Consider the following 22,114-nt stretch of genomic DNA (forward strand, 5'->3'; position numbering starts at 1 on the left):
GCGTCGATTGCCTCGAATTACTGTCGAGCCAGAAATTTCGTCGCCAAATGCACCCAAAACGACGATCCGACCGGCAGCAGTTGATCGTTGAAGTCATAGCTCGCGTTGTGCAACATGCAAGGGCCTGCGCCATGTCCTGCATCCCGGTGGCCGCCTTCGCCGTTGCCCAGAAACGCGTAGCAGCCGGGCTTCTCCAGCAGCATGAACGAGAAGTCCTCGGCGCCCATGGTCGGCTCGACGTTCGCATCGACGTGATCGGCGCCGACCACCTCACGCATGACCTCCGCGGCGAACTGCGTCTCCGCGCTGCTGTTCACAGTCGGCGGATAGTTGCGATGGAAGGTGATGTCGACCGAGCAGTCGTACGCTTCAGCCGTGCTTTCGGCGATCTTGCGCAGTCGCGATTCGATCAGATCCAGCGTTTCCGTCGTAAAGGTGCGCACCGTTCCCGCGATCCAGGCCGTGTTCGGCACCACATTGACTGCGTCGCCCGCATGAATCTGCGTGATCGAGAGGACGGCCGTATCGAGCGGCTTCTTGTTGCGCGTGATGATGCTCTGCAAGCCGTTCGCGATCTGCACCGCCGTGAAGACCGGATCCCGGCCATTGTGCGGCAGTGCGGCATGCGAACCTACGCCCTTGATTTCAATGCGGAATTCGTTGCTTGAAGCCATAATCGGCCCTTCGGTCACGCCGAAGTAGCCGGCCGGCATGCCAGGCCAGTTGTGAATGCCGAAAACGGCATCCACCGGAAATTGCGTGAAGAGGCCATCTTCGATCATGGCTTTCGCGCCCGCACCGCCTTCTTCGGCGGGCTGGAAAATAAAGACGATCGTGCCGTCGAACTGTCCATGCTGCGCGAGATATTGCGCAGCGCCAAGCAGCATCGCGGTATGGCCGTCGTGACCGCACGCGTGCATCTTGCCTTCGTTGCGCGAGCGATGATCGAACGTGTTGAGCTCCTGGATCGGTAACGCGTCCATATCGGCGCGCAATCCGACCATTCGTTTACCGGTGCCGCGTTTGAGCACGCCGACGACGCCGGTCTTGCCCATGCCCCGATGCACGTCAATGCCCCATTCTGTGAGCTTTGCCGCAACGAGGTCGGAGGTCTGGGTTTCTTCGTAGCGCAATTCGGGATGTGCGTGGATCGTTCGTCGGAGGCCCTGAATTTCGCCTTGCGCGGCCTGGATTTCCGGAATCAGTTTCATGGCGGACGGTGCTCAAAAAGTGGGCACCCGGCCTTTGTCTCCAAAATAGGCCGGGTCTAGACGGACCATTCTACGCCGAACCTTTTTTTTCGCGCCAACCCACCTGGTGCCGACAGGGCGCGCGCGCTGGACATAATAAAATCGCAGTTACGCCAGAACGCCAGAGCGCCTTACCCAAGGATTTCCGATGAACGCCCCAGCCGAATTTGCGCGTGCAGTGTGCCCGCACGATTGCCCCGATACCTGCGCGATGCGCGTGACCGTCGAAAACGGCCGGGCGATCAAGGTGAGCGGCGACCCCGACCATCCGCCTACGCAGGGCGTGTTGTGCACGAAGGTGACCCGTTATGCCGAACGAGTCCATCACCCGAAGCGCTTGACGCAGCCGATGAAACGGGTCGGGCGCAAGGGGGAAGGGCGTTTCGAGCCGATCAGCTGGGACGCGGCCACCCGGATCGCCGCTGAACGCCTCGGCGAGATCGCGCAGCGCGCCCCCGAAGCCATCCTGCCGTACAGCTATGCCGGCACGATGGGGCTCGTTCAGGGCGATAGCATCGCCCAGCGCTTCTTTCACACGCTCGGCGCGTCGCGTCTCGATCGAACGATCTGCGCGGCAGCGGGCGCCGCCGGGCTGCGTTATACGTTCGGCTCGAGCCTCGGCATGCTCGCGGAGTATTTCGCAGAAAGCGAAGTGATCCTGATTTGGGGCGCCAACCCGATCGCGTCGAACCTGCACTTCTGGACCCGCGCGCAAGAAGCGAAACGCAACGGCGCGAAGCTGATCGCGATCGATCCGTATCGTTCGCTCACGGCCGAGAAGTGCCACCAGCACATTGCGCTCAAGCCCGGTACAGACGGCGCGCTTGCGCTCGGCATGATGCACTTGCTGATCACCGAGGAGCGGCTCGACCACGATTACATTGCGGCCCACACACACGGCTTTGAAGCGCTGAAGGCGCGTGCGCTAACCTACACGCCCGCGCGCGTCGCCGCGATCTGCGGCATCGAGGAACAGGTCGTCGTTGATCTCGCGCGCCTCTACGCCTCGACGCGCAAGGCGGCCATTCGCATGAACTATGGCCTGCAACGGGTGCGCGGCGGTGGCAACGCCGTGCGCGCCATTGCCTGCCTGCCCGCGTTGACGGGCGCGTGGCGCGAGCGCGCCGGCGGCGTGCTGCTTTCGTCGTCGGGCTGGGCTCCCGTTGATGCGAATGCGCTCCAGCGTCCGGATCTGATCCCGGGCTGGCCGCAGCACCAGCCGCGCATCGTCAACATGAACCAGATCGGCGACGCGCTCACACATACAGACGACGCAGCATTCGGGCCGAAAATCGAAGCGATCGTCGTCTACAACTCGAATCCGGTTGCCGTTGCGCCCGAGTCGGCGAAGGTCGCGGCTGGTTTTGCACGCGAAGACCTCTTCACGATCGTGCTCGAGCAGTTCCAGACCGACACCGCCGATTATGCCGACCTGCTGCTACCCGCCACGACCCAGCTCGAACATCTCGACGTCCACAAGTCCTACGGCCATACGCACGTCATGGCGAACCTGCCTGCCATCGCGCCCGTTGGCGAGGCGCGGCCGAATACCGAAATCTTCCGTTGCATCGCGCGCGCGATGGGCCTGATCGAGCCGGCCCTGTTCGAAAGCGACGAAGACGTGGCGGCCCAGGCATTCGACTGGAGTGATCCCGCGCTGGGCGGCGCCGACTGGGCGGCGCTCAAACGCGAAGGCTGGCTGAAGCTGGACATTCCCGACGCGCCGTTCGCGAACGGCGGTTTTCGCACGCCCACGGGCAAGTGCGAGTTCCATAGCGAGGCGCTTGCGCAGGCAGGGCTCGATCCGCTGCCCGATTACCTGCCGCCGCACGAGTCGGCGGACGGCTCGCCCGAGCTCGCAGCGCGTTATCCGCTCGCGATGATTTCGCCGCCCGCGCGCAACTTCCTGAACAGCACCTTCGTGAACGTGGAGAGCCTGCGCGCGACAGAAGGGGAGCCGCACGTGGACCTCCATCCGGCCGATGCCGCCCGCCGCGAGATTGCCGATGGCGACGAGGTCCGCGTGTTCAACGACCGCGGCTCGATGCGCGCACGGGCGCGTGTGACCGATCGGGCACGCAGCGGCCTCGTGGTGGGCCTGTCGATCTGGTGGAAGAAGCTTGCGCCGGACGGCCGCAACGCTAACGAAGTGACGAGCCAGGCGCTCACCGACCTTGGCGGCTCGGCGACTTTCTACGATTGCCTGGTCGAGGTCGAGCGCGCCTGAAAGCGCCTCGCGATGGCGCTAGCGGCCCCGCAGCGCTTGTTCGAGGGGCCTTTCTAACTCGCTGATTTACTGACATAAAAGCTGGGTCGCCATGCTACGATCCCAATTTTTAGCACGACCATTCGAAAAATCAAGGAGGAGACGCTGCATGGAAAAAGTCTGGCTGAAATCGTACCCGCCCGGCGTTCCCGCTGAAATCGACGCGAGCCGTTACGCGTCCATCACTGCGCTGCTCGAGGAGAGCTTCAGCGAATTCCGTGCAAAGCCCGCTTTCGCCTGCATGGGCAAGACGATCACCTACGGTGAGCTGGATCGGCTCTCCCAGCGCCTGGCCGCGTGGTTCCAGTCGCGCGGCATCGCACGTGGCGCGCGCATCGCGCTCATGATGCCCAACGTGCTCCAGTATCCGGTCGCGCTCGCCGCCGTATTGCGCGCGGGATACGTCGTCGTGAACGTGAACCCGCTCTACACGCCGCGCGAACTCGAACACCAGTTGAAGGACAGCGGCGCCGAGGCGATCGTCGTCCTCGAGAATTTCGCCGGGACCGTGAGCGCGGTCGTCGCCAATACGCGCGTGAAGCACGTGCTCGTCGCGGCGATGGGCGATCTCCTTGGCGCGAAGGGCTTCATCGTCAACTTCGTCGTGCGGCGCGTGAAGAAGATGGTGCCCGCCTGGAACCTGCCCGGCCACGTGCGCTTCAACGACGCGCTCGCCGAAGGAGCGCGCAAAGGCTTCAAGCGCGTCGAGCAGACACCCGAGGACGTCGCCTTCCTCCAGTACACGGGCGGCACGACCGGTGTGGCCAAAGGGGCGACGCTGCTGCATCGCAACCTGATCGCCAACGTGCTGCAGTCGGCGGCATGGACCGAGCCCGCGCTTGCGAAATTGCCGTCCGGTGCGCAGCCTGTGACGGTCGCGGCGCTGCCGCTTTATCATGTGTTTGCGTTGACCGTTTGCGGGCTCCTGTCGCTGCGCACCGGCGGTCTCGCGATCCTGATTCCGAATCCGCGCGATATCGCCGGCATGATCAAGTCGCTGCGTGGCTACTCGATCACGTGTTTCCCCGCGGTGAACACGCTCTACAACGCGATGCTCAACCATCCGGATTTCGGCAATCTGGACTTCACGCACCTGCTCGTTGCGAACGGCGGCGGAATGGCGGTGCAGGAAGCGGTGGCCAGGCGCTGGTACGAGCGCACGCATACGCCGATCGTCGAAGGCTATGGCCTCTCGGAAACCTCCCCCAGCGTGACCTGCAATCCGGTCACGGCGACGGAATACACCGGCACGATCGGCCTGCCGCTGCCTTCCACCGAAATCTCGATCCGCGACGACGCCGGCAACGAACTGCCGATCGGCGAAACGGGCGAGATCTGCATCCGCGGGCCGCAGGTGATGGCGGGCTACTGGCAGCGCCCGGAAGAAACGGCAAAGGTCATGACGCCGGACGGCTACTTCAAGTCGGGCGACATCGGTCTCATCGACGCGCGCGGCTACATCAAGCTCGTCGACCGCAAGAAGGACATGATTCTGGTCTCGGGCTTCAATGTCTATCCGAACGAAGTCGAGGACGTCGTGGCCAGACTGCCGGGCGTGTTCGAGGTGGCGGCGGTGGGCGTGCCGGACCAGAATTCGGGCGAGGCAGTGAAGCTCTATATCGTCAAGAAGGACCCGGCGCTCACCGACCAGGACGTGTTCGAGTACTGCAAGACGCAGCTCACCGGCTACAAGCGGCCGAAGATCATCGAGTTCCGCAATGATCTGCCCAAGAGCAACGTCGGCAAGATCCTGCGCCGCGAGCTGCGCGACGGTCGCGCCTGAAAAGCCTGAAAACGCAAGCGCAAAGCGAAAGGCCGATGAGTCACAAGCGAAGAGCGGCCTGCCCATGGGAGGGCAGGCCGCTTTTTTTGTACGCATTGTCGCGAAACGACGGAACGCGTCAAAGAAAAAAGGCGCCCGGAGGCGCCTTCGAGATTACAGCGACTGTTCTTCTTAGAACTTGTGACGGATACCGACGCGAGCCGTGAACTGGTTTTCGTTGCTCGACGGCGTCAGGCCGTTGATCGACGCAACCGCGGAGCCACCCGTCGAGTCGTTGCCCGAAGCGTGCTGGTACACGCCGATCACGTAGACGTCCGTGCGCTTCGACAGGAAGTAGTCCGTGCCCAGTGCGTACTGGTAGTACTTTGCGCCGCTTTGGCTCGAGCCGTTCGCACGCGTGACACTGTTGCCGTCCGTGTAGTCGAACGCGAAGCCAGCCAGCAGAGCCGGCGTGAACTGGTACTTGAAGTTCGCTTCGACGTTGTTGAACGTGGCGTTCGTGCCGCGCTCGAAGATCGATGCCGAGGTCGTGCCGAGGTTGCGGAAGCTGACGTTCGAGTATGTCACGCCGAACGTTGCCGCGCCGAACGTGTATGCGCCGCCTGCACCGATGACCTGGTACGTGTTGGCCGAAGCGAAGCCGCCATAAACCGTGTTGAACGTCGTGCCCGTCACGCCGCTCGTACCCGTCAGCGGCGAACTCGTACTGCCGGTGTTGAAGATACCGCCGAAAGCGTTCGGCGTACGTGCGTTCAGGTAACCAACGCCGAGCACGAGGGGACCGTTGTTATAGCCAGCGCCCAACGACCAGATCTGGTTCGCCGAGAAGTTGCCTGCCTGGCCGCCGAAGCTGTACGTGCCGCCGAACGTCAGGCCAGCGTAGTTGGCGCTGGTGAACTTGACCGTATTGTTCGTACGGTAGGCGTTGTTGAAGTTGTCCAGATCCTGCGGGTGAGCTGCGATGTAGCCGCCCCACTGGTCGCCGGCTTCCAGCGGGCCAACGTAGTCGACGACGGAGTCGTACTGGCGACCCAGCGTGACCGTGCCGAACTGTGCGCTCGAGAGACCGACGTATGCCTGACGACCGAACATCAGGCCGCCCTGGCCGAGCTTGCCGTTGTTCACGTCGAAGCCGTTTTCGAGCACGAAGACTGCCTTCAGGCCGCCGCCGAGGTCTTCAGCGCCGCGCAGGCCGAAACGGCTGCCTTGCATCACGCCGCTCGACAGGTTGTACAGGTGCTTGCCACCCGCATTCGTGTTGATGTTGAAACCTTCGTCGATGATACCGTACAGCGTGACGCTGCTCTGGGCGTGAGCAACGCCCGCGAACGCGCCCAGCGCAGCAAGCGCGAGAAGCGACTTCTTCATTGAATGATCTCCAGTGTTTGCGAATCTTTTGCGTCTTGTAACGGAACCGGTTTTTTATCGTGCGTGGTCCCGTCCTTCTAACTTCGCGAGAAGTTGCCACGTAATGTAACAAAAGGGTTAATAGTCACAAAGGAAAAGCCGGGTCACCGCTAAGTACCTGTTTCGTTTACACAACATGGTCTAGAATACGCGCCTATCTATCGGCTCTGCCCCGGATTGACGGATCTCCGTGAGTTTGTGTAGGGGTGGAGGGGCAGTCCGGGCGAGCGGGAAGGCCGGCTCGCCGAAGACACGAAAGGAGGCTGGATGCTGCTAGACGACTTGATTACCGAATTCGACCGGGGCCTGCGCTCGCTCACCGGCGTGTCGCGCATGACGCGTCCGATGCCGCAGCCTTCCCCCGTTACCATCGAAGTGACGCCCGAGGGCGATGCCATGCCAGCCGGCAGCGAACTCACGCCCGCCGAGCGCACCCACGCCGCCGGCCTCATGCGTGTCAATCACGTCGGCGAAGTGTGCGCGCAGGCGCTGTATCAGGCGCAGAAAATCTCGGCGCGCTCGCCCTCGCTCAAGGCGGCCTTCGAGCAGGCTGCGCGCGAAGAAGAGGATCACCTCGCGTGGACCTCGCGCCGCCTGCAGGCGCTCGACTCGCGCCCGAGCCTGCTCAATCCGCTCTGGTACGCGGGCGCGCTCGCGATCGGCTTCGCCGCCGGCCGTCTGGGCGACAAGGTGAGTCTCGGCTTCATGGCCGAAACCGAACGCCAGGTCGAGCATCATCTCGACAGCCATCTCGACAGCCTGCCCCCCGCCGATCTCGAGTCGCGCGCGGTCGTCGAGCAGATGCGCGCCGACGAAATCTCGCACGCAAAATCGGCCACCGATCTGGGCGGAGTCGAATTGCCTTTGCCGGTGCGTTCGCTAATGCGTGTAGCATCGAAAGTCATGACGCGCACCGCCTACTACATCTGATTAATGGGCTTGGGCCGGCAATCGCTGCCGGCTCAAACCAGGATTTATCTTTCAGAGCTTTCAGCACCCGGTTTTAATCCCCGCAAGCCCCCGCTCGATCCCACCGAAGGCCGTTTATCGCCGCGCTTTTCACGTATCACCTTCAGAACCTGCGTTAGCTCATTCATTCATAACGGTTTTTGGCTTTTGTCCGGACTTCAACAAGCGCCGCTAAGTCCTTGTTCTAGCGGATAAATTTCGTCAAAAAACGTCCAGTCTCCCTTGACCCTCGTTGGGCGTTCCTCTAAAGTGGGAGACAGTGTGAGAAAGTGTATTTTTGTGTGATTTCAAGCGCGTATTCAGGTAGATTTTCCGGGAATTCAGGTGGGCGGCGAAAGGCGCCGCATCAGGGGGGAGCAAATTGTTCCAGGGGGCGTCGGCGCTGACACTCGATGCGAAAGGACGGATGTCGATTCCGTCGCGCTATCGGGAAGCGCTGCAACAACAGGCAGAAGGACGGGTGACGATCACCAAGCACCCGGACGGCTGCCTGTTGCTGTTTCCGCGCCCCGAATGGGAAGTGTTCCGCTCGAAGGTCGCCGCGTTGCCGATGGACGCGCACTGGTGGCGCCGCATTTTTCTCGGCAATGCGTCCGACGTCGATGTCGACAGTGCGGGCCGCGTGCTCGTCTCACCTGAATTACGTCTGGCGGCGGGAATGGAAAAGGAAGTCATGCTGCTCGGCATGGGTAGTCATTTTGAGTTGTGGGATGCGCAGACCTACGCCGCCAAGGAACAGGCGGCGATGGCGCAGGGCATGCCCGACGCCTTGAAAAATTTCACGTTCTGATCGCGGTTCAAAAAGCTATGGCATCTGCGATGGGACAGGGACTGCAGCATCGCACGGTGCTGCTGGACGAAGCGGTGAATGCGCTGATCACGCGCGCGGACGGCGTCTATGTGGACGGCACGTTCGGCCGCGGCGGGCACAGTCGCGCGATCCTCGGGCGTCTCGGCGAGGCCGGGCGCCTGATCGCGTTCGACAAGGACCCGCTGGCGATCGCGACGGCGCAAACCGTGAGCGACGCGCGGTTTTCGATCGTGCATGAGAGTTTTGCTTCGCTGCGCGACGAGCTCGCGTCGCGCGGGGTAGGGCGTGTGTCGGGAGTGTTGCTGGATCTTGGCGTGTCGTCGCCGCAGTTCGACGATCCGCAGCGCGGTTTCAGTTTCCGCGCGGATGGTCCGCTCGACATGCGGATGGACCCGACGCGCGGCGAGTCCGCCGCTGACTGGCTCGCTCGGGCCACGTTGCAGGAACTGACGGAGGTAATTCGGGATTATGGGGAAGAACGGTTTGCTTTTCAGATTGCAAAGGCGCTTGTTGCTCGCCGGGCAGAGTCCGACCGTCTCGGGCCTCTCGACAGCACGGGCGAGCTTGCCCAAATCGTGGCTAACGTCGTCAAAACCCGTGAGAAGGGTAAGGACCCGGCAACCCGCACCTTTCAAGCTATACGGATTCACGTCAATCAAGAGCTTGCGGAGCTGCAGGTCGTTCTAGAAGCAGCACTGTCGTTGCTGGAACAGGGGGGGCGGCTGGTGGTCATCAGCTTTCATTCGCTCGAAGACCGGATCGTCAAGCGGTTCATGCAGGCGCACGCGAGCGCGCCGGCGGTGGACCGTCGCCTGCCGATCCGCGCCGTCGACCTGCCGAGCCCGCCGCTGAAGCTGCTCGGCCGCGTGTTCGCGAGCGACGAGGAAGTCGCCGCGAACCCGCGCGCCCGCTCGGCCGTGATGCGCATCGCGGAGCGCGTCACGCCATGAATCGTCTGAACATCTTCCTGCTGATCGTCGTCATGGGGTGCGCGCTTTCCGTCGTGAACGCCACCAATCAGCAGCGCCAGATCTTCATCCAGTTGCAACGCGCGCAGTCGCAGGAGCATCAGCTCCAGCAGGACTACGCACAGCTTCAATATCAGCAGAGCGCGCTGTCGAGAACGTCGCGCATCGAACAGATCGCCACCGACTCGCTCAAGATGCAGCCCGTCACGACCGGACGCACGCAATATCTGACGCTCGCGCCCGGCAGCGCAACGGCTGTCGACGCCCCCGTGCCGACCTCGGCGCCCCCGCAGGGCGCCGCGCCCACGCCTGGCCGCCGCGGAGGCGCGCGATGAAAAAGGACAATCGCCGCAAGAGCGTCGCATTCAGCGCCAACCCCATTCTCTCCGTGCGCCTGCCGATGTGGCGCTCGAAGCTCGTCGTGTTCCTGCTCTTCATGGCGTTCGTCGCGCTCGCCGCGCGCGCGTTCTGGATCCAGGGCCCGGGCAACGCGTTCTATCAAAAACAGGGCGAAAGCCGTTACCAGCGCACGATCGAGTTGCCGGCGACGCGCGGCAAGATTCTCGACCGTAACGGCCTCGTGCTCGCCACGAGCCTGCCCGTGCGCGCGATCTGGGCGATTCCCGAAGCCGTGCCCGACGATCTCGGCGCCGACAAGCTCAACCAGCTCGGCGCGCTGCTCGGCATGAACACCAAAGAGCTGCGCGCGAAGCTCTCCGAAGACAAGACGTTCGTCTACGTGAAGCGCCAGGTGCCGCTCGACGTCGCGCAGCAAGTGACGGCGCTCGACATTCCGGGCATTTACCAGCGCAACGAATACAAGCGCTTTTATCCGGAAGGGGACGTCACCGCGCACTTGATCGGCTTCACCAACGTCGAGGACGAAGGTCAGGAAGGCGTCGAACTGTCGGACCAGAAGGTGCTCGCGGGCGTGCCGGGCATTCGCCACGTGATCAAGGACCGTATGGGCCACATCGTCGAGGACGTCGACGAAACGGTCGTGCCCCACGATGGCACGGACGTCGAACTGTCGATCGACAGCAAGATTCAGTACATCGCCTATTCGAACCTGAAAGCGGCCGTCGAGAAGTTCAAGGCCAAGGCCGGCGCCGCGATGGTGGTGGACGTGCGCACGGGCGAAGTGCTCGCGCTCGTGAACTATCCGACCTACAACCCGAACGACCGCTCGCACCTCACGGGCGAGCAGTTGCGCAACCGCATTCTCACCGACGTGTTCGAGCCGGGCTCGATCATGAAGCCCTTCACGGTGTCGCTCGCGCTGGACCTGCATCGCGTCTCGCCGAGTACACTGGTGGATACGGGCCCGGGCCACTTCACGCTCGACGGCGCGACCATCACCGACGACGCGGCGTTCGGCGTCCTGACGGTCGGCGGCGTGATCCAGAAGTCGAGCAACATCGGCGCGACCAAGATCGCGATGACGCTCAAGCCCGAAGAAATGTGGGACATGTACACCAGCATCGGTCTCGGTCAGGCGCCGAAGGTCGGGTTCCCCGGCGCGGCGGCGGGCCGTTTGCGTCCGTGGAAAAGCTGGCGCCGCATCGAGCAGGCGACCATGTCCTACGGCTACGGCCTCTCTGTTTCGCTGTTCCAGCTCGCGCGTGCGTACACCGCCATCGCGCATGACGGCCAGATTCTGCCGGTGACGATCTTCCGCCACCCCGGCGACACGCAGCCGGTGCAGGGCACCCAGGTCTTCGCGCCGACCACGGCGCGTGAAGTGCGCACGATGCTGGAGAGCGTGGTGTCGAAGGACGGCACCTCGCCCGACGCCGCCGTGCCCGGCTACCGCGTGGGCGGCAAGTCCGGTACGGCATACAAGCACGGCCCGCACGGCTACGATCATTCGAAATACCGCGCGTCGTTCGTCGGCATGGCGCCGATGCCGAATCCACGCATCGTCGTGGCCGTCACAGTCGACGAACCGACGGCCGGCAGCCACTTCGGCGGCGCGGTGTCGGGTCCGGTGTTCTCGGGCATCGTCGGCGATACGCTGCGCTCGCTCAACGTCCCGCCGGACATGCCGGTGAAGCAGCTCGTCGTCGAGGACAACAGCGCTGCCGGCGCTTCGGCCCCGGCCGTCGCGAACGCACCCGCTGCGCCTGTGAAGCACGTGGCGAACGCGGGCGCCGCGAAAAACGCCGCAGCCGCGCGTCACATGACCGTCGCGGACAACGCGAAAAATCGACCCGGAGTCGTCCGATGAGCGCCGCGCGCACCCAGCATCCCGCGCACCGGCAGATCGCGGACGCGCTCGCATGGCTGCGCGCGCACGTCGCGCCTGCAGCCGGCCTGCACGCCGACACGCGCTCGCTCAAGCCGGGCGACGTGTTTCTCGCTTACGCCGTCGAGGGCGCGGACAACCGCCCGCACATCGCCAACGCCATCGAGCGTGGCGCCGCGGCCGTGCTGTATCAGCCGGAGGGCTATACGGGCGACAAGCTCGACGCGTCGAGCGCGCTCGCTGTGCCGCAACTCGATGGGCTCGCCGGGGAAATCGCCAGCGGCTGGTATGGCGACCCGAGCGATGCGATGCTCGTGGTCGGCGTGACGGGCACGAACGGCAAGACGTCGTGCAGCCAGTGGATCGCCTCGGCGTTCACCGCCATCGGCCAGAAGTGCGCGATCGTCGGCACGCTGGGCACGGGCTTTCCGGGCCAGCTCGTGCATACGGGCTTCACCACACCCGATGCGCCGCAGCTGCAGCGCAGCCTCGCGCAATTGCGCGGCGAAGGTGCACAGGCGATTGCGATGGAAGTCTCCTCGCACGCGCTGCATCAGGGCCGCGTGAACGGCACGTCGTTCGACATCGCCGTCTTCACGAATCTCACGCAAGACCATCTCGACTATCACCGCACGTTCGAGGCCTACGAGGCCGCGAAGGCGCGTCTGTTCGCATGGCCGGGCCTGCGCGCCGCGATCGTCAATGCCGACGACGCAGCGGGGCGCCGCCTGATCGCCGCGACGCGCGGCAAGGCTCGCACGATTGCGTATAGCGTGGCGACGCCCGCGGCCGACGCGCCCGTTGCCGACGCGTGGCTGCGCGCGAGCGACGTGCGAGCGACTGCCACCGGCACGGCGTTCCGTCTGGAAACGTCGGACTGGGGCGAGGCACAAGTCGAGGCGAACGTTCTCGGCCTCTTCAACGTGAGCAATCTGCTCGGCGTGCTCGGCGCGCTCTTTGCGGCGAACGTGCCGCTCGTCGCGGCGCTCAACGAGATCTCGAAGCTGCAGCCGGTGAACGGCCGCATGGAGCGTCTTGGCGGTCGCGCCGACCACGACGAGCCGCTCGTCGTGATCGATTACGCACATACGCCGGATGCGCTCGAAAAAACGCTCGAAGCGCTGCGCCCGATGGCAGCCGCACGCGGCGGCCAGCTCGTCTGCATGTTCGGCTGCGGCGGCGATCGCGACGCGACCAAGCGGCCGCTCATGGGCGCGATCGCGGAACGTCTCGCCGACCAGGTCGTCGTGACGAGCGATAACCCGCGCAGCGAATCGCCCGCAGCGATCATCGACCAGATCGCGCAAGGCATGCGCGAGCCCGCGAAGGCGCGCCGCATCGAGGACCGCGCGAGCGCGATCCTGCAAGCGGTGCGCGGGGCGGCGCGCGAAGACGTCGTCTTGCTGGCCGGCAAGGGCCATGAGGCGACCCAGGAAATCATGGGCAAGAAGCGCGCGTTCTCCGATCAGGACCACGCGCGGCTTGCACTCGCCGCCCGCGCGACGCACGGGCGCGGAGGTGGTGAATGACGATGCTTTCCCTGCGCGAAGCCGCGGCGCTGATTCCCGGCGCGAGCGTCCTCGGCGACGAGAACGCCACGTTCGAGCGCATTTCGACCGACAGCCGCACTGCGGGCCCCGGCGATCTCTTCGTCGCGCTCAAGGGCGAGCGCTTCGACGCGCACGACTTTCTCGGCGAGGTCGCGAGCCGCCACGTGAGCGCCGCGCTCGTTTCGCGCAGCCCAGGCGACTGGCGCATTCCCGCGCTGCGCGTGGACGACACGCGCAAGGCGCTCGGCGCGCTCGCGCTCGGCTGGCGCCGCCGCTTCTCGATGCCGCTCGTCGCCGTGACGGGCAGCAACGGCAAGACGACGGTCAAGGAAATGATCGCGTCGATCTTCGCGGCGGCCGTCGGTGAGAATTCGCGTCTCGCGACTACCGGAAACCTCAATAACGACATCGGCGTGCCGTTAACGTTGCTGCGTTTGAGCGGCGCTCATCAGCTGGCGGTGGTCGAACTCGGCATGAATCACCCTGGCGAGACCGAATTGCTCGCGAAATTCGCCGAGCCGACAGTTGCGGTGGTGAACAACGCGCAGCGCGAGCATCAGGAATTCATGGCGACGGTGGAAGCCGTCGCGCTCGAGCATGCGAGCGCGATCCATGCGCTCAAGCCCACGGGCGTCGCGGTGTTTCCCGCCGACGATGCCTACGCGAGCATCTGGCGCGTGGCCGCTACGGGTTCGCGCATTCTCGACTTCGCGCTGCATACGGAAACAAGCGCGGTCGAAGCGGCCGTTACCGGCAAGCTCGTTGGCGCGCAAGGCGGCAACCGTCTCGCGATCGCGACGCCGGAAGGCCATCTCGAAGTGGAGTTGAAGGTGCTGGGCGCGCACAACGCGCACAACGCGCTCGCGGCCACGGCGGCGGCGATCGCGTCGGGCGTATCGCTCGACGCGATCGGCCGCGGACTGGAGGCGTTCGAGCCGGTGAAGGGCCGCCTGCAGGTGAAGCGCGCGGCGCTCGGCGAGCTGGCGGGCGCGGCGGTGATCGACGACACCTACAACGCGAATCCCGATTCGGTGCGTGCGGCGATCGACGTGCTCGCTTCCCGCGTGTCGCCGCGCGTGCTCGTGTTGGGCGACATGGGCGAAGTCGGCGACGACGGTCCCGCGTTTCACCGCGAGGTGGGCGCTTACGCGAAGCAACGCGGCATCGACGCGCTCTACACACTCGGCGGCGCGGCGCGTGACAGCGCAGCGGCGTTCGGCGCCCAGGCGCAGCATTCGGCGGATGTGGGCGAACTCGTGCGTGCGCTGGCTGGCGCGGGTTACGGCGCCGGCACGACCATTCTCGTGAAAGGCTCGCGCTTCATGCAGATGGAGCGCGTGGTGGCGGCGTTGACAAATCCGCTCACGAATCCGCAAAACCCTGCGCCGGACGCCCAGTCCGGTACGCACTGAAATACTAAGGAATACAAGGCATGCTACTGGCGCTGGCGCAATGGCTGCAGAATGACGCAAGCTTCTTGCGCGTGTTCAGTTATCTGACGTTCCGTGCGGTGATGGCCACCATCACCGCGATGGCGATCGGGCTTTTCCTCGGCCCCCTGGTGATCCGCAAGCTCACCGCAATGAAGGTCGGCCAGGCCGTGCGTACGGACGGCCCGCAAACTCACCTCGTGAAGTCCGGCACGCCTACCATGGGCGGCGTGCTCATTCTGCTGGGCATTGCGGTTTCCACCTTGCTGTGGGGCGATCTCACGAACCGCTTCATCTGGATCGTGATGCTCGTCACGTTCGGCTTCGGGGCGATCGGCTGGGTCGACGACTATCGCAAGGTCGTCTACAAGGACCCGCGCGGCATGTCTTCGCGCGAGAAGTACTTCTGGCAATCGGTCATCGGTCTCTTTGCGGCCGTGTATCTCGCGTTCAGCGTCTCCGAGGCGAGCAACGTGCGCGTGTTCGATCTCTTCATGGCGTGGGTGCGCAGCGGTCTGTCGATGGGGCTGCCCGCGCGCGCCGACCTGCTGCTGCCGTTCCTCAAGTCGATCAGCTATCCGCTCGGCGTGTGGGGCTTCATCGCGCTCACCTACTTCGTGATCGTCGGCGCGAGCAATGCCGTGAACCTTACCGATGGCCTCGACGGCCTCGTCATCATGCCCGTCGTGCTGGTCGGCGCGTCGCTCGGCGTGTTCGCGTATGTGATGGGCAGCTCGGTCTATTCGAAGTATCTGCTCTTCCCACACATCGCCGGCGCGGGCGAACTGCTCATCTTCTGTTCGGCGATGGGCGGGGCAGGCCTCGCGTTTCTCTGGTTCAACACGTATCCGGCGCAGGTGTTCATGGGCGACGTGGGCGCGCTCGCGCTCGGCGGCGCGCTTGGCACCATTGCGGTGATCGTGCGCCAGGAAATCGTGCTCTTCATCATGGGCGGCATCTTCGTCGCGGAGACGCTCTCCGTGATGCTCCAGGTTACCTGGTTCAAGTACACGAAAAAGCGTTACGGCGAAGGGCGCCGCATCTTCAAGATGGCGCCGCTGCATCACCATTTCGAGTTGTCTGGCTGGAAAGAAACGCAAGTTGTCGTGCGTTTCTGGGTCATCACGCTGATGCTGTGTCTGATCGGTCTGTCCACGCTCAAGCTGCGTTGAGCCTTTAAGCAAGCAAGGGAAGCAAGCGATGTTCGGCGAGAAGTTTCGGGATCGGCAAAAGCCGATGGTGCTCGTGCTGGGACTCGGGGAATCGGGTCTCGCGATGGCGCGCTGGTGCGCGCGGCATGGTTGCCGCCTGCGCATTGCCGACACGCGCGAAGCGCCGCCCAATCTTCCCGAACTCGCCGCGCGCGGCATCGACGCCGATTTCGTCGGCGGGCCGTTCACGACGGCGCTGCTCGATGGCGTAGAGCTCGTTGCAATCAGCCCGGGCCTTTCGCCGCTGGCCGAAGATCTCGTGCCGCTGATCGCGGCGGCGCGCGAGCGCGGCATCGAAGTGTGGGGCGAGCTCGAACTCTTCGCGCAGGCGCTGCGTCATCTCGGCGAGAGCGGCTACGCGCCGAAGGTGCTCGCCATCACCGGCACGAACGGCAAGACCACCACGACGAGCCTCACAGGCATGCTCTGCGAGCGCGCGGGCAAGCGCGTGGCGGTGGCGGGCAACATCAGCCCGGCCATGCTCGACAAGCTCGCCGACGCCATCGACAACACCGCGCTGCCCGACGTCTGGGTGCTCGAACTGTCGAGCTTCCAGCTGGAGACGGCGCACACGTTCGAACCGGACGCCGCGGCGGTCCTCAACATCACGCAGGACCATCTCGACTGGCACGGCGGCCTCGACGCTTACGCGGCCGCGAAGGGCCGCATCTTCGGGCCGCGCACGACGCGCGTGCTCAACCGCGACGACGCGCGCGTCATGTCGCTCGCGAGCGTGAAGACAAGCGGCGACGCGAAGATCGTGACCTTCGGCCTGAACGAGCCGGAGAACGACGGCGACCTGGGTCTGTTGCGCGAGAACGGCATGCAGTGGCTCGTGCAGGCGCACGATCTCGACGCGGCCGACGTGCCTGTGTCTGGGCGACGCCGCAAGCAGCAGGAAGCCGCGCCGGTGAACCTCGGCATGAAGCGCCTCATGCCGGTGGATGCCCTGCGCATTCGCGGCCTGCACAATGCGGCCAACGCGCTCGCGGCGTTTGCGCTCACGCGCGCGATCGACCTCGCGCCCGCGCCGCTTCTGCACGGCCTGCGCGAGTATCGGGGCGAGCCGCATCGCGTGGAGCTGATCGCGTCGATCGACGGCATCGACTACGTGGACGACAGCAAGGGCACGAACGTCGGCGCGACGGTTGCGGCGCTCGACGGCCTTGCGCAGCGCGCGGTGCTGATCGCCGGCGGCGACGGCAAGGGCCAGGACTTCGATCCGCTCGCGGCGCCGGTTGCGCGCTGGTGCCGCGCCGTGATGCTGATCGGCCGCGACGCGTCGAAGATCCGCGCGGCGCTCGAAGAAACGGGCATCGCAATGAGCGACCACGCGACGCTCGAAGAAGCCACCCGCGCGGCGACCGCGCTTGCGCAACCCGGCGACGTCGTGCTGCTTTCTCCCGCTTGCGCGAGCCTCGACATGTTCCGCAACTACGCCCATCGCGCGGCCGTATTCCACGACACCGTAGAAGAAATCGCCGCAGAACGGGGGACGATGATATGAGCTGGTCCGAGCGATTCGGTGCGCGCCTCTCGCGCGAAGACGGTCAGGCCGGCGCTTCGTCGGGCGGCGGCGCGCGCTCGGGCGGTCTTGCGAGCGTCGTCAACGGCGTGCGTCCCGGCCGCTCGCGCATGCTCGACTACGACCATTCGCTCTTGTGGGCCGTGATCGCGCTGCTCGGCCTTGGCGTCGTGATGGTCTACTCGGCCTCGATCGCCATGCCTGATTCGCCCAAGTACGCCTCGTACCGCGACTGGGCGTTTCTCGCGCGCCACATCGTTTCGCTCGTGATCGCCACGGTCGCGGCGCTCGTCACGTTCCGCATTCCTGTTTCCACGTGGGACCGCTACGCGCCGAAGCTCTTTCTCATTGCGCTCGCCATGCTGGTGGTCGTGCTGATTCCGCACATCGGCAAGGGCGTGAACGGCGCGCGGCGCTGGATTCCGCTCGGCATCACGAACATGCAGCCGTCGGAAATCATGAAGCTCGCCGTCACGATCTACGCGGCGAACTACACGGTGCGCAAACAGGAATACATGCACAGCTTCGCGAAAGGCTTCCTGCCGATGGCATTTGCCGTGGGCGTGGTCGGCGCGCTGCTGCTGCTCGAGCCCGACATGGGCGCATTCATGGTGATCGCAGCGATCGCCATGGGCGTGCTGTTCCTCGGCGGCGTGAACGGCAAGCTGTTCGGCGGCCTCGTGGCCACGGCCGTGGGCACTTTCACGCTGCTCGTGTGGGCCTCGCCGTGGCGCCGCGAGCGGATCTTCGCGTACCTCGACCCGTGGGACGACCGCTACGCGCAGGGCAAGGCGTATCAGCTCACCCACTCGCTCATCGCGTTCGGCCGCGGCGAGTGGTTCGGCGTGGGTCTTGGCGGCAGCGTCGAGAAGCTCAACTATCTGCCGGAAGCGCACACCGACTTCATTCTCGCCGTGATCGGCGAGGAACTCGGTTTCGTCGGCGTCCTCATCGTGATCCTGCTGTTCTACTGGATCGTGCGCCGCTCGTTCGAGATCGGCCGCCAGGCGCTCGCGCTCGACCGCACGTTCGCGGGACTCGTCGCCAAGGGGCTTGGCGTGTGGTTCGGCGCGCAGGCCTTCATCAACATGGGCGTGAATCTGGGTCTCCTGCCGACCAAGGGGCTTACGCTGCCGCTCGTGAGCTATGGCGGCTCGGGCATCCTGCTGAACTGCGTTGCGGTGGCGCTGCTGTTGCGTGTGGATTACGAAAACCGGGTCCTGATGCGCGGGGGCAAGGTATGACCGCAGCGACGCGCACGCTCATGGTGATGGCCGGCGGCACCGGGGGGCACGTGTTCCCGGGGCTCGCCGTCGCGCATCGCATGGAGCAGTGGGGCTGGCGCGTGGTGTGGCTGGGCAATCCCGCGGGCATGGAAGCGACGCTCGTGCCGAAGCACGGCATCCCGATGGAATACGTGCGCTTCGGCGGCGTGCGCGGCAAGGGCATCAAGACCAAGCTGATGCTGCCGCTGAACCTGCTGCGCGCCTGCACGCAGAGCCTCGCGGCGCTGCGCCGCGTGAAACCCGACGTCGTGCTCGGCATGGGCGGCTACATCACGTTCCCGGCGGGCGTCATGAGCGCGCTTTCGGGCCGTCCGCTCGTGCTGCATGAGCAGAACTCCATTGCGGGTCTCGCGAACAAGGTGCTTGCGAAGCTGGCGAGGCGGGTGCTCGTGGCGTTTCCGGGCGCCTTGCCGAATGCCGAGTGGACCGGCAACCCGATCCGCGAAGCGCTCGAACACGTCGACGCCCCGGCGGCGCGCTACGCCGCGCGCAGCGGCCCGCTGCGCGTGCTCGTGGTGGGCGGCAGTCTCGGCGCCACGGCGCTCAACGAAGTGGTGCCGCGCGCGCTGTCGCGGCTTGCGCCCGCAGAGCGTCCGCACATCGTGCATCAGGCGGGCGCGAAGCACATCGACGCCTTGCGTCAAAACTATCTCGACGCCGGACTCGAACTGAACGACACGGTGCAGCTCGTGCCGTTCATCGACGACATGGCGAGCGCCTACCGGAACGCGGATCTCGTGATCTGCCGTTCGGGCGCGATGACGGTGGCCGAGATAGCGGCCGTGGGCGTGGCGGCATGCTTCGTGCCGTTCCCCTACGCCGTGGACGACCACCAGACCACCAACGCCGCGTTCCTTGCCGACAAGGACGCAGCGCTCGTGGTGCAGCAACGCGACCTGACGGCGGAAGGACTCGCCGACTGGTTGCGGCATCAGACCAGAACAACGCTGGCGGAAATGGCCGGGCGCGCCCGCGCGCTCGCGAAACCCGACGCCGCCGATCAGGTCGCGCGCATCTGCGCGGCCGTGGCGGGCGTAGTAGCGGGAGGAAAGCAATGAAACACATCGTCAAACACATCCATTTCGTCGGCATCGGCGGCGCGGGCATGAGCGGCATCGCCGAAGTGCTCGTCAACCTCGGCTATCAGGTCAGCGGCTCGGACCTCGCGAAGAACGCGGTCACCGATCGACTCGCCGCGCTCGGCGCGCGCATCGCGATCGGCCATGCCGAAGAGAACATCGAAGGCGCCAATGCCGTGGTCGTTTCGACCGCGGTTCGCAGCGACAATCCCGAAGTGCTCGCGGCACGTCATCGCCGCATTCCCATCGTGCCGCGCGCCGTGATGCTCGCAGAACTGATGCGTCTGAAGCAGGGCATCGCGATCGCGGGCACGCACGGCAAGACCACCACGACCTCGCTTGTGGCGAGCGTGCTGGCGGCGGGCGGACTCGACCCGACTTTCGTGATCGGCGGGCGTCTGATCAGCGCGGGCGCGAACGCGCGCCTCGGCACGGGCGACTTCATCGTGGCCGAAGCCGACGAATCCGACGCCTCGTTCCTGAACCTGTTCCCGGTGATCGAAGTCATTACGAACATCGACGCCGATCACATGGACACCTACGGGCACGACTTCGCGCGCCTGAAGCAGGCGTTCATCGAGTTCACGCACCGTTTGCCGTTCTATGGCATCGCGGTGCTGTGCGTGGACGACCCGAACGTGAAGGAGATTCTGCCGTTCGTCTCGAAGCCGATCATCCGCTACGGTTTCGCGTCCGACGCGCAGGTCCGTGCGGTGAACGTGATCGCACGCGAAGGCAAGATGTACTTCACGGTGATGCGCGAAGACGCGCCGTCACTCGATATCGTGCTGAATTTGCCGGGCACGCACAACGTGCAGAACGCGCTCGCCGCGATTGCGATCGCGACCGAACTCGAAGTGAAAGACGCCGATATCCAGCGCGCGCTCGCGGAATTCAACGGCGTGGGCCGCCGTTTTCAGCGCTATGGCGAGATTCCCGTCAACGGCGGCGGCGCGTGGACGTTGATCGACGACTATGGCCACCACCCGGTGGAAATGGCCGCGACGATCGCGGCGGCGCGCGGCGCGTTTCCCGAGCGCCGTCTCGTGCTGGCGTTCCAGCCGCACCGCTACACACGCACGCGCGACTGCTTCGAAGATTTCGTGCGCGTGCTGTCGACCGTCGACGCGCTCGTGCTGACCGATGTCTATGCGGCCGGCGAAGCGCCGATCGTCGCTGCGGATGGCCGCGCGCTCGCACGCGCGATTCGCGTAGCGGGCAAGGTCGAGCCGGTGTTCGTCGAGACCGTGGATGAAGTGCCGGAGGCGCTTGCGGCAGTGGTGCGCGACGGCGATGTGGTGATTACGATGGGCGCGGGTTCGATCGGCGGTGTGCCGGGCCGGATCGCAGCCCAGGAACAGAAGGCGTGAGTGACATGAGCAGTATCGATCCGAAGTTCGACCCGAAGCCGTTCGGCAAGGTGGCGGTGTTGTACGGCGGCGTGTCCGCCGAGCGCGAGGTATCGCTCAAATCCGGCACGCTCGTACTGCAGGCGCTGCAGAGCGCCGGCATCGATGCGCATCCGTTCGACCCGTCCGAGCGCCCGCTTTCGGCGTTGAAGGACGAAGGTTTCGTGCGCGCGTTCAACGCGCTGCATGGCGGCTACGGCGAGAACGGCCAGATCCAGGGCGCGCTCGACTTCTACGGCATTCGCTATACGGGCACAGGCGTGCTCGGCTCCGCGCTCGGGCTCGACAAGTTCCGCAGCAAGCTCGTGTGGCAGCAGCTCGGCATTCCCACGCCGCCGTTCGAAGCGGTGCTGCGCGGTGACGACTACGCGGCGCGCGCGCCGCAGATCGTCGCGAAACTCGGCCTGCCGCTCTTCGTGAAGCCCGCGAGCGAAGGCTCGAGCGTGGCCGTGATCAAGGTGAAGGCGGAAAGCCAACTCGTGCCGGCGCTCGAAGAAGCCGCGAAGTTCGACAAGATCGTGCTGGTGGAAAAGAGCATCGAAGGCGGCGGCGAATACACGGCGTGTATCGCGGGCGACCTCGATCTGCCGATCATCAAGATCGTGCCGGCGGGCGAGTTCTACGACTACGACGCGAAGTACATCCTCGACACGACGCAGTATCTGATTCCCTGCGGCGTCGCGCCGGAGAAAGAGGCGCAACTGAAGAAGCTCGCGCGCCGCGCGTTCGACGTGCTCGGCTGCACCGACTGGGGCCGCGCCGATTTCATGCTGGACAGCGCGGGCAACGCGTACTTCCTCGAAGTGAACACGGCGCCGGGCATGACCGATCACTCGCTGCCGCCGAAGGCCGCGCGCGCGGTGGGCATCGAGTATCGCGACCTCGTGGTGCGCGTGCTTGCGCTGACGCTGAAAGATTGAACCCC

17 protein-coding genes are annotated in these 22,114 nt (G+C 65.1%); 15 read left to right on the plus strand and 2 right to left on the minus strand.

The window, feature by feature from the left end:
- Positions 1–17 precede the first annotated feature (17 nt).
- On the minus strand, positions 18–1,211 hold the full coding sequence (locus BHE01S_RS29600) for a M20 aminoacylase family protein (protein ID WP_042270276.1): 1,194 nt from the start codon (positions 1,209–1,211) through the stop codon (positions 18–20).
- A gap of 187 nt (positions 1,212–1,398) precedes the next feature.
- Between BHE01S_RS29600 and BHE01S_RS29605 the strand changes: the two genes are divergently transcribed.
- Both BHE01S_RS29605 and BHE01S_RS29610 read left to right on the plus strand, forming a co-directional pair.
- The gene (locus BHE01S_RS29605) at positions 1,399–3,477 is read left to right on the plus strand and encodes a molybdopterin-containing oxidoreductase family protein (protein WP_042270278.1); all 2,079 of its coding nucleotides are present in this window, start codon (positions 1,399–1,401) and stop codon (positions 3,475–3,477) included.
- A 148-nt stretch (positions 3,478–3,625) separates the two neighbouring features.
- Positions 3,626–5,299 (plus strand): long-chain fatty acid--CoA ligase, encoded by a 1,674-nt coding sequence (locus tag BHE01S_RS29610; RefSeq protein ID WP_042270280.1) that lies wholly within the window; start codon positions 3,626–3,628, stop codon positions 5,297–5,299.
- Between the two features lie 171 nt (positions 5,300–5,470).
- On the opposite strand, the gene BHE01S_RS29615 is transcribed toward BHE01S_RS29610, so the two are convergent.
- Positions 5,471–6,667 carry a porin gene (locus tag BHE01S_RS29615; protein WP_042270283.1) on the minus strand — a complete coding sequence of 399 codons (1,197 nt, stop codon included), beginning with the start codon at positions 6,665–6,667 and terminating at the stop codon, positions 5,471–5,473.
- A 306-nt stretch (positions 6,668–6,973) separates the two neighbouring features.
- Between BHE01S_RS29615 and coq7 the strand changes: the two genes are divergently transcribed.
- The 13 genes from coq7 to BHE01S_RS29680 all read left to right on the plus strand — a co-directional run bounded on the left by coq7 (position 6,974) and on the right by BHE01S_RS29680 (position 22,109).
- Entirely contained in the window at positions 6,974–7,636 is a 663-nt protein-coding gene (coq7, locus tag BHE01S_RS29620; protein ID WP_042270285.1) for a 2-polyprenyl-3-methyl-6-methoxy-1,4-benzoquinone monooxygenase, read from the plus strand.
- 400 nt (positions 7,637–8,036) lie between these two features.
- Complete coding sequence (gene mraZ / locus BHE01S_RS29625) at positions 8,037–8,465, plus strand: division/cell wall cluster transcriptional repressor MraZ (protein ID WP_028207782.1); 429 nt, start codon at positions 8,037–8,039, stop codon at positions 8,463–8,465.
- 17 nt (positions 8,466–8,482) lie between these two features.
- Positions 8,483–9,436 carry a 16S rRNA (cytosine(1402)-N(4))-methyltransferase RsmH gene (rsmH, locus tag BHE01S_RS29630; RefSeq protein WP_042270287.1) on the plus strand — a complete coding sequence of 318 codons (954 nt, stop codon included), beginning with the start codon at positions 8,483–8,485 and terminating at the stop codon, positions 9,434–9,436.
- Complete coding sequence (gene ftsL, locus BHE01S_RS29635; protein ID WP_042270291.1) at positions 9,433–9,789, plus strand: cell division protein FtsL; 357 nt, start codon at positions 9,433–9,435, stop codon at positions 9,787–9,789. Before rsmH ends, ftsL begins: the two co-directional genes overlap by 4 nt.
- Positions 9,786–11,681 (plus strand): peptidoglycan D,D-transpeptidase FtsI family protein, encoded by a 1,896-nt coding sequence (locus BHE01S_RS29640; RefSeq protein WP_042270293.1) that lies wholly within the window; start codon positions 9,786–9,788, stop codon positions 11,679–11,681. Before ftsL ends, BHE01S_RS29640 begins: the two co-directional genes overlap by 4 nt.
- Complete coding sequence (locus BHE01S_RS29645; RefSeq protein ID WP_042270295.1) at positions 11,678–13,228, plus strand: UDP-N-acetylmuramoyl-L-alanyl-D-glutamate--2,6-diaminopimelate ligase; 1,551 nt, start codon at positions 11,678–11,680, stop codon at positions 13,226–13,228. The genes BHE01S_RS29640 and BHE01S_RS29645 overlap by 4 nt, the downstream gene beginning before the upstream one ends.
- Entirely contained in the window at positions 13,225–14,661 is a 1,437-nt protein-coding gene (locus BHE01S_RS29650) for a UDP-N-acetylmuramoyl-tripeptide--D-alanyl-D-alanine ligase (protein ID WP_042270297.1), read from the plus strand. Before BHE01S_RS29645 ends, BHE01S_RS29650 begins: the two co-directional genes overlap by 4 nt.
- A 20-nt stretch (positions 14,662–14,681) precedes the next feature.
- Positions 14,682–15,851 (plus strand): phospho-N-acetylmuramoyl-pentapeptide-transferase, encoded by a 1,170-nt coding sequence (mraY, locus tag BHE01S_RS29655; RefSeq protein WP_042270300.1) that lies wholly within the window; start codon positions 14,682–14,684, stop codon positions 15,849–15,851.
- Between the two features lie 28 nt (positions 15,852–15,879).
- Complete coding sequence (gene murD, locus BHE01S_RS29660; RefSeq protein ID WP_042270302.1) at positions 15,880–17,397, plus strand: UDP-N-acetylmuramoyl-L-alanine--D-glutamate ligase; 1,518 nt, start codon at positions 15,880–15,882, stop codon at positions 17,395–17,397.
- Positions 17,394–18,659, plus strand: a complete 1,266-nt coding sequence (gene ftsW / locus BHE01S_RS29665; RefSeq protein WP_042270304.1) for a putative lipid II flippase FtsW — start codon at positions 17,394–17,396, stop codon at positions 18,657–18,659. The genes murD and ftsW overlap by 4 nt, the downstream gene beginning before the upstream one ends.
- Complete coding sequence (murG, locus tag BHE01S_RS29670; protein ID WP_042270306.1) at positions 18,656–19,759, plus strand: undecaprenyldiphospho-muramoylpentapeptide beta-N-acetylglucosaminyltransferase; 1,104 nt, start codon at positions 18,656–18,658, stop codon at positions 19,757–19,759. Before ftsW ends, murG begins: the two co-directional genes overlap by 4 nt.
- Positions 19,756–21,150 carry a UDP-N-acetylmuramate--L-alanine ligase gene (murC, locus tag BHE01S_RS29675; protein WP_042270308.1) on the plus strand — a complete coding sequence of 465 codons (1,395 nt, stop codon included), beginning with the start codon at positions 19,756–19,758 and terminating at the stop codon, positions 21,148–21,150. Before murG ends, murC begins: the two co-directional genes overlap by 4 nt.
- Before the next feature lie 5 nt (positions 21,151–21,155).
- Entirely contained in the window at positions 21,156–22,109 is a 954-nt protein-coding gene (locus BHE01S_RS29680) for a D-alanine--D-alanine ligase (RefSeq protein ID WP_042270310.1), read from the plus strand.
- The last annotated feature ends 5 nt before the right edge of the window (positions 22,110–22,114 follow it).

The organism is Paraburkholderia heleia NBRC 101817 (assembly GCF_000739775.1).
Lineage (GTDB): Bacteria > Pseudomonadota > Gammaproteobacteria > Burkholderiales > Burkholderiaceae > Paraburkholderia > Paraburkholderia heleia.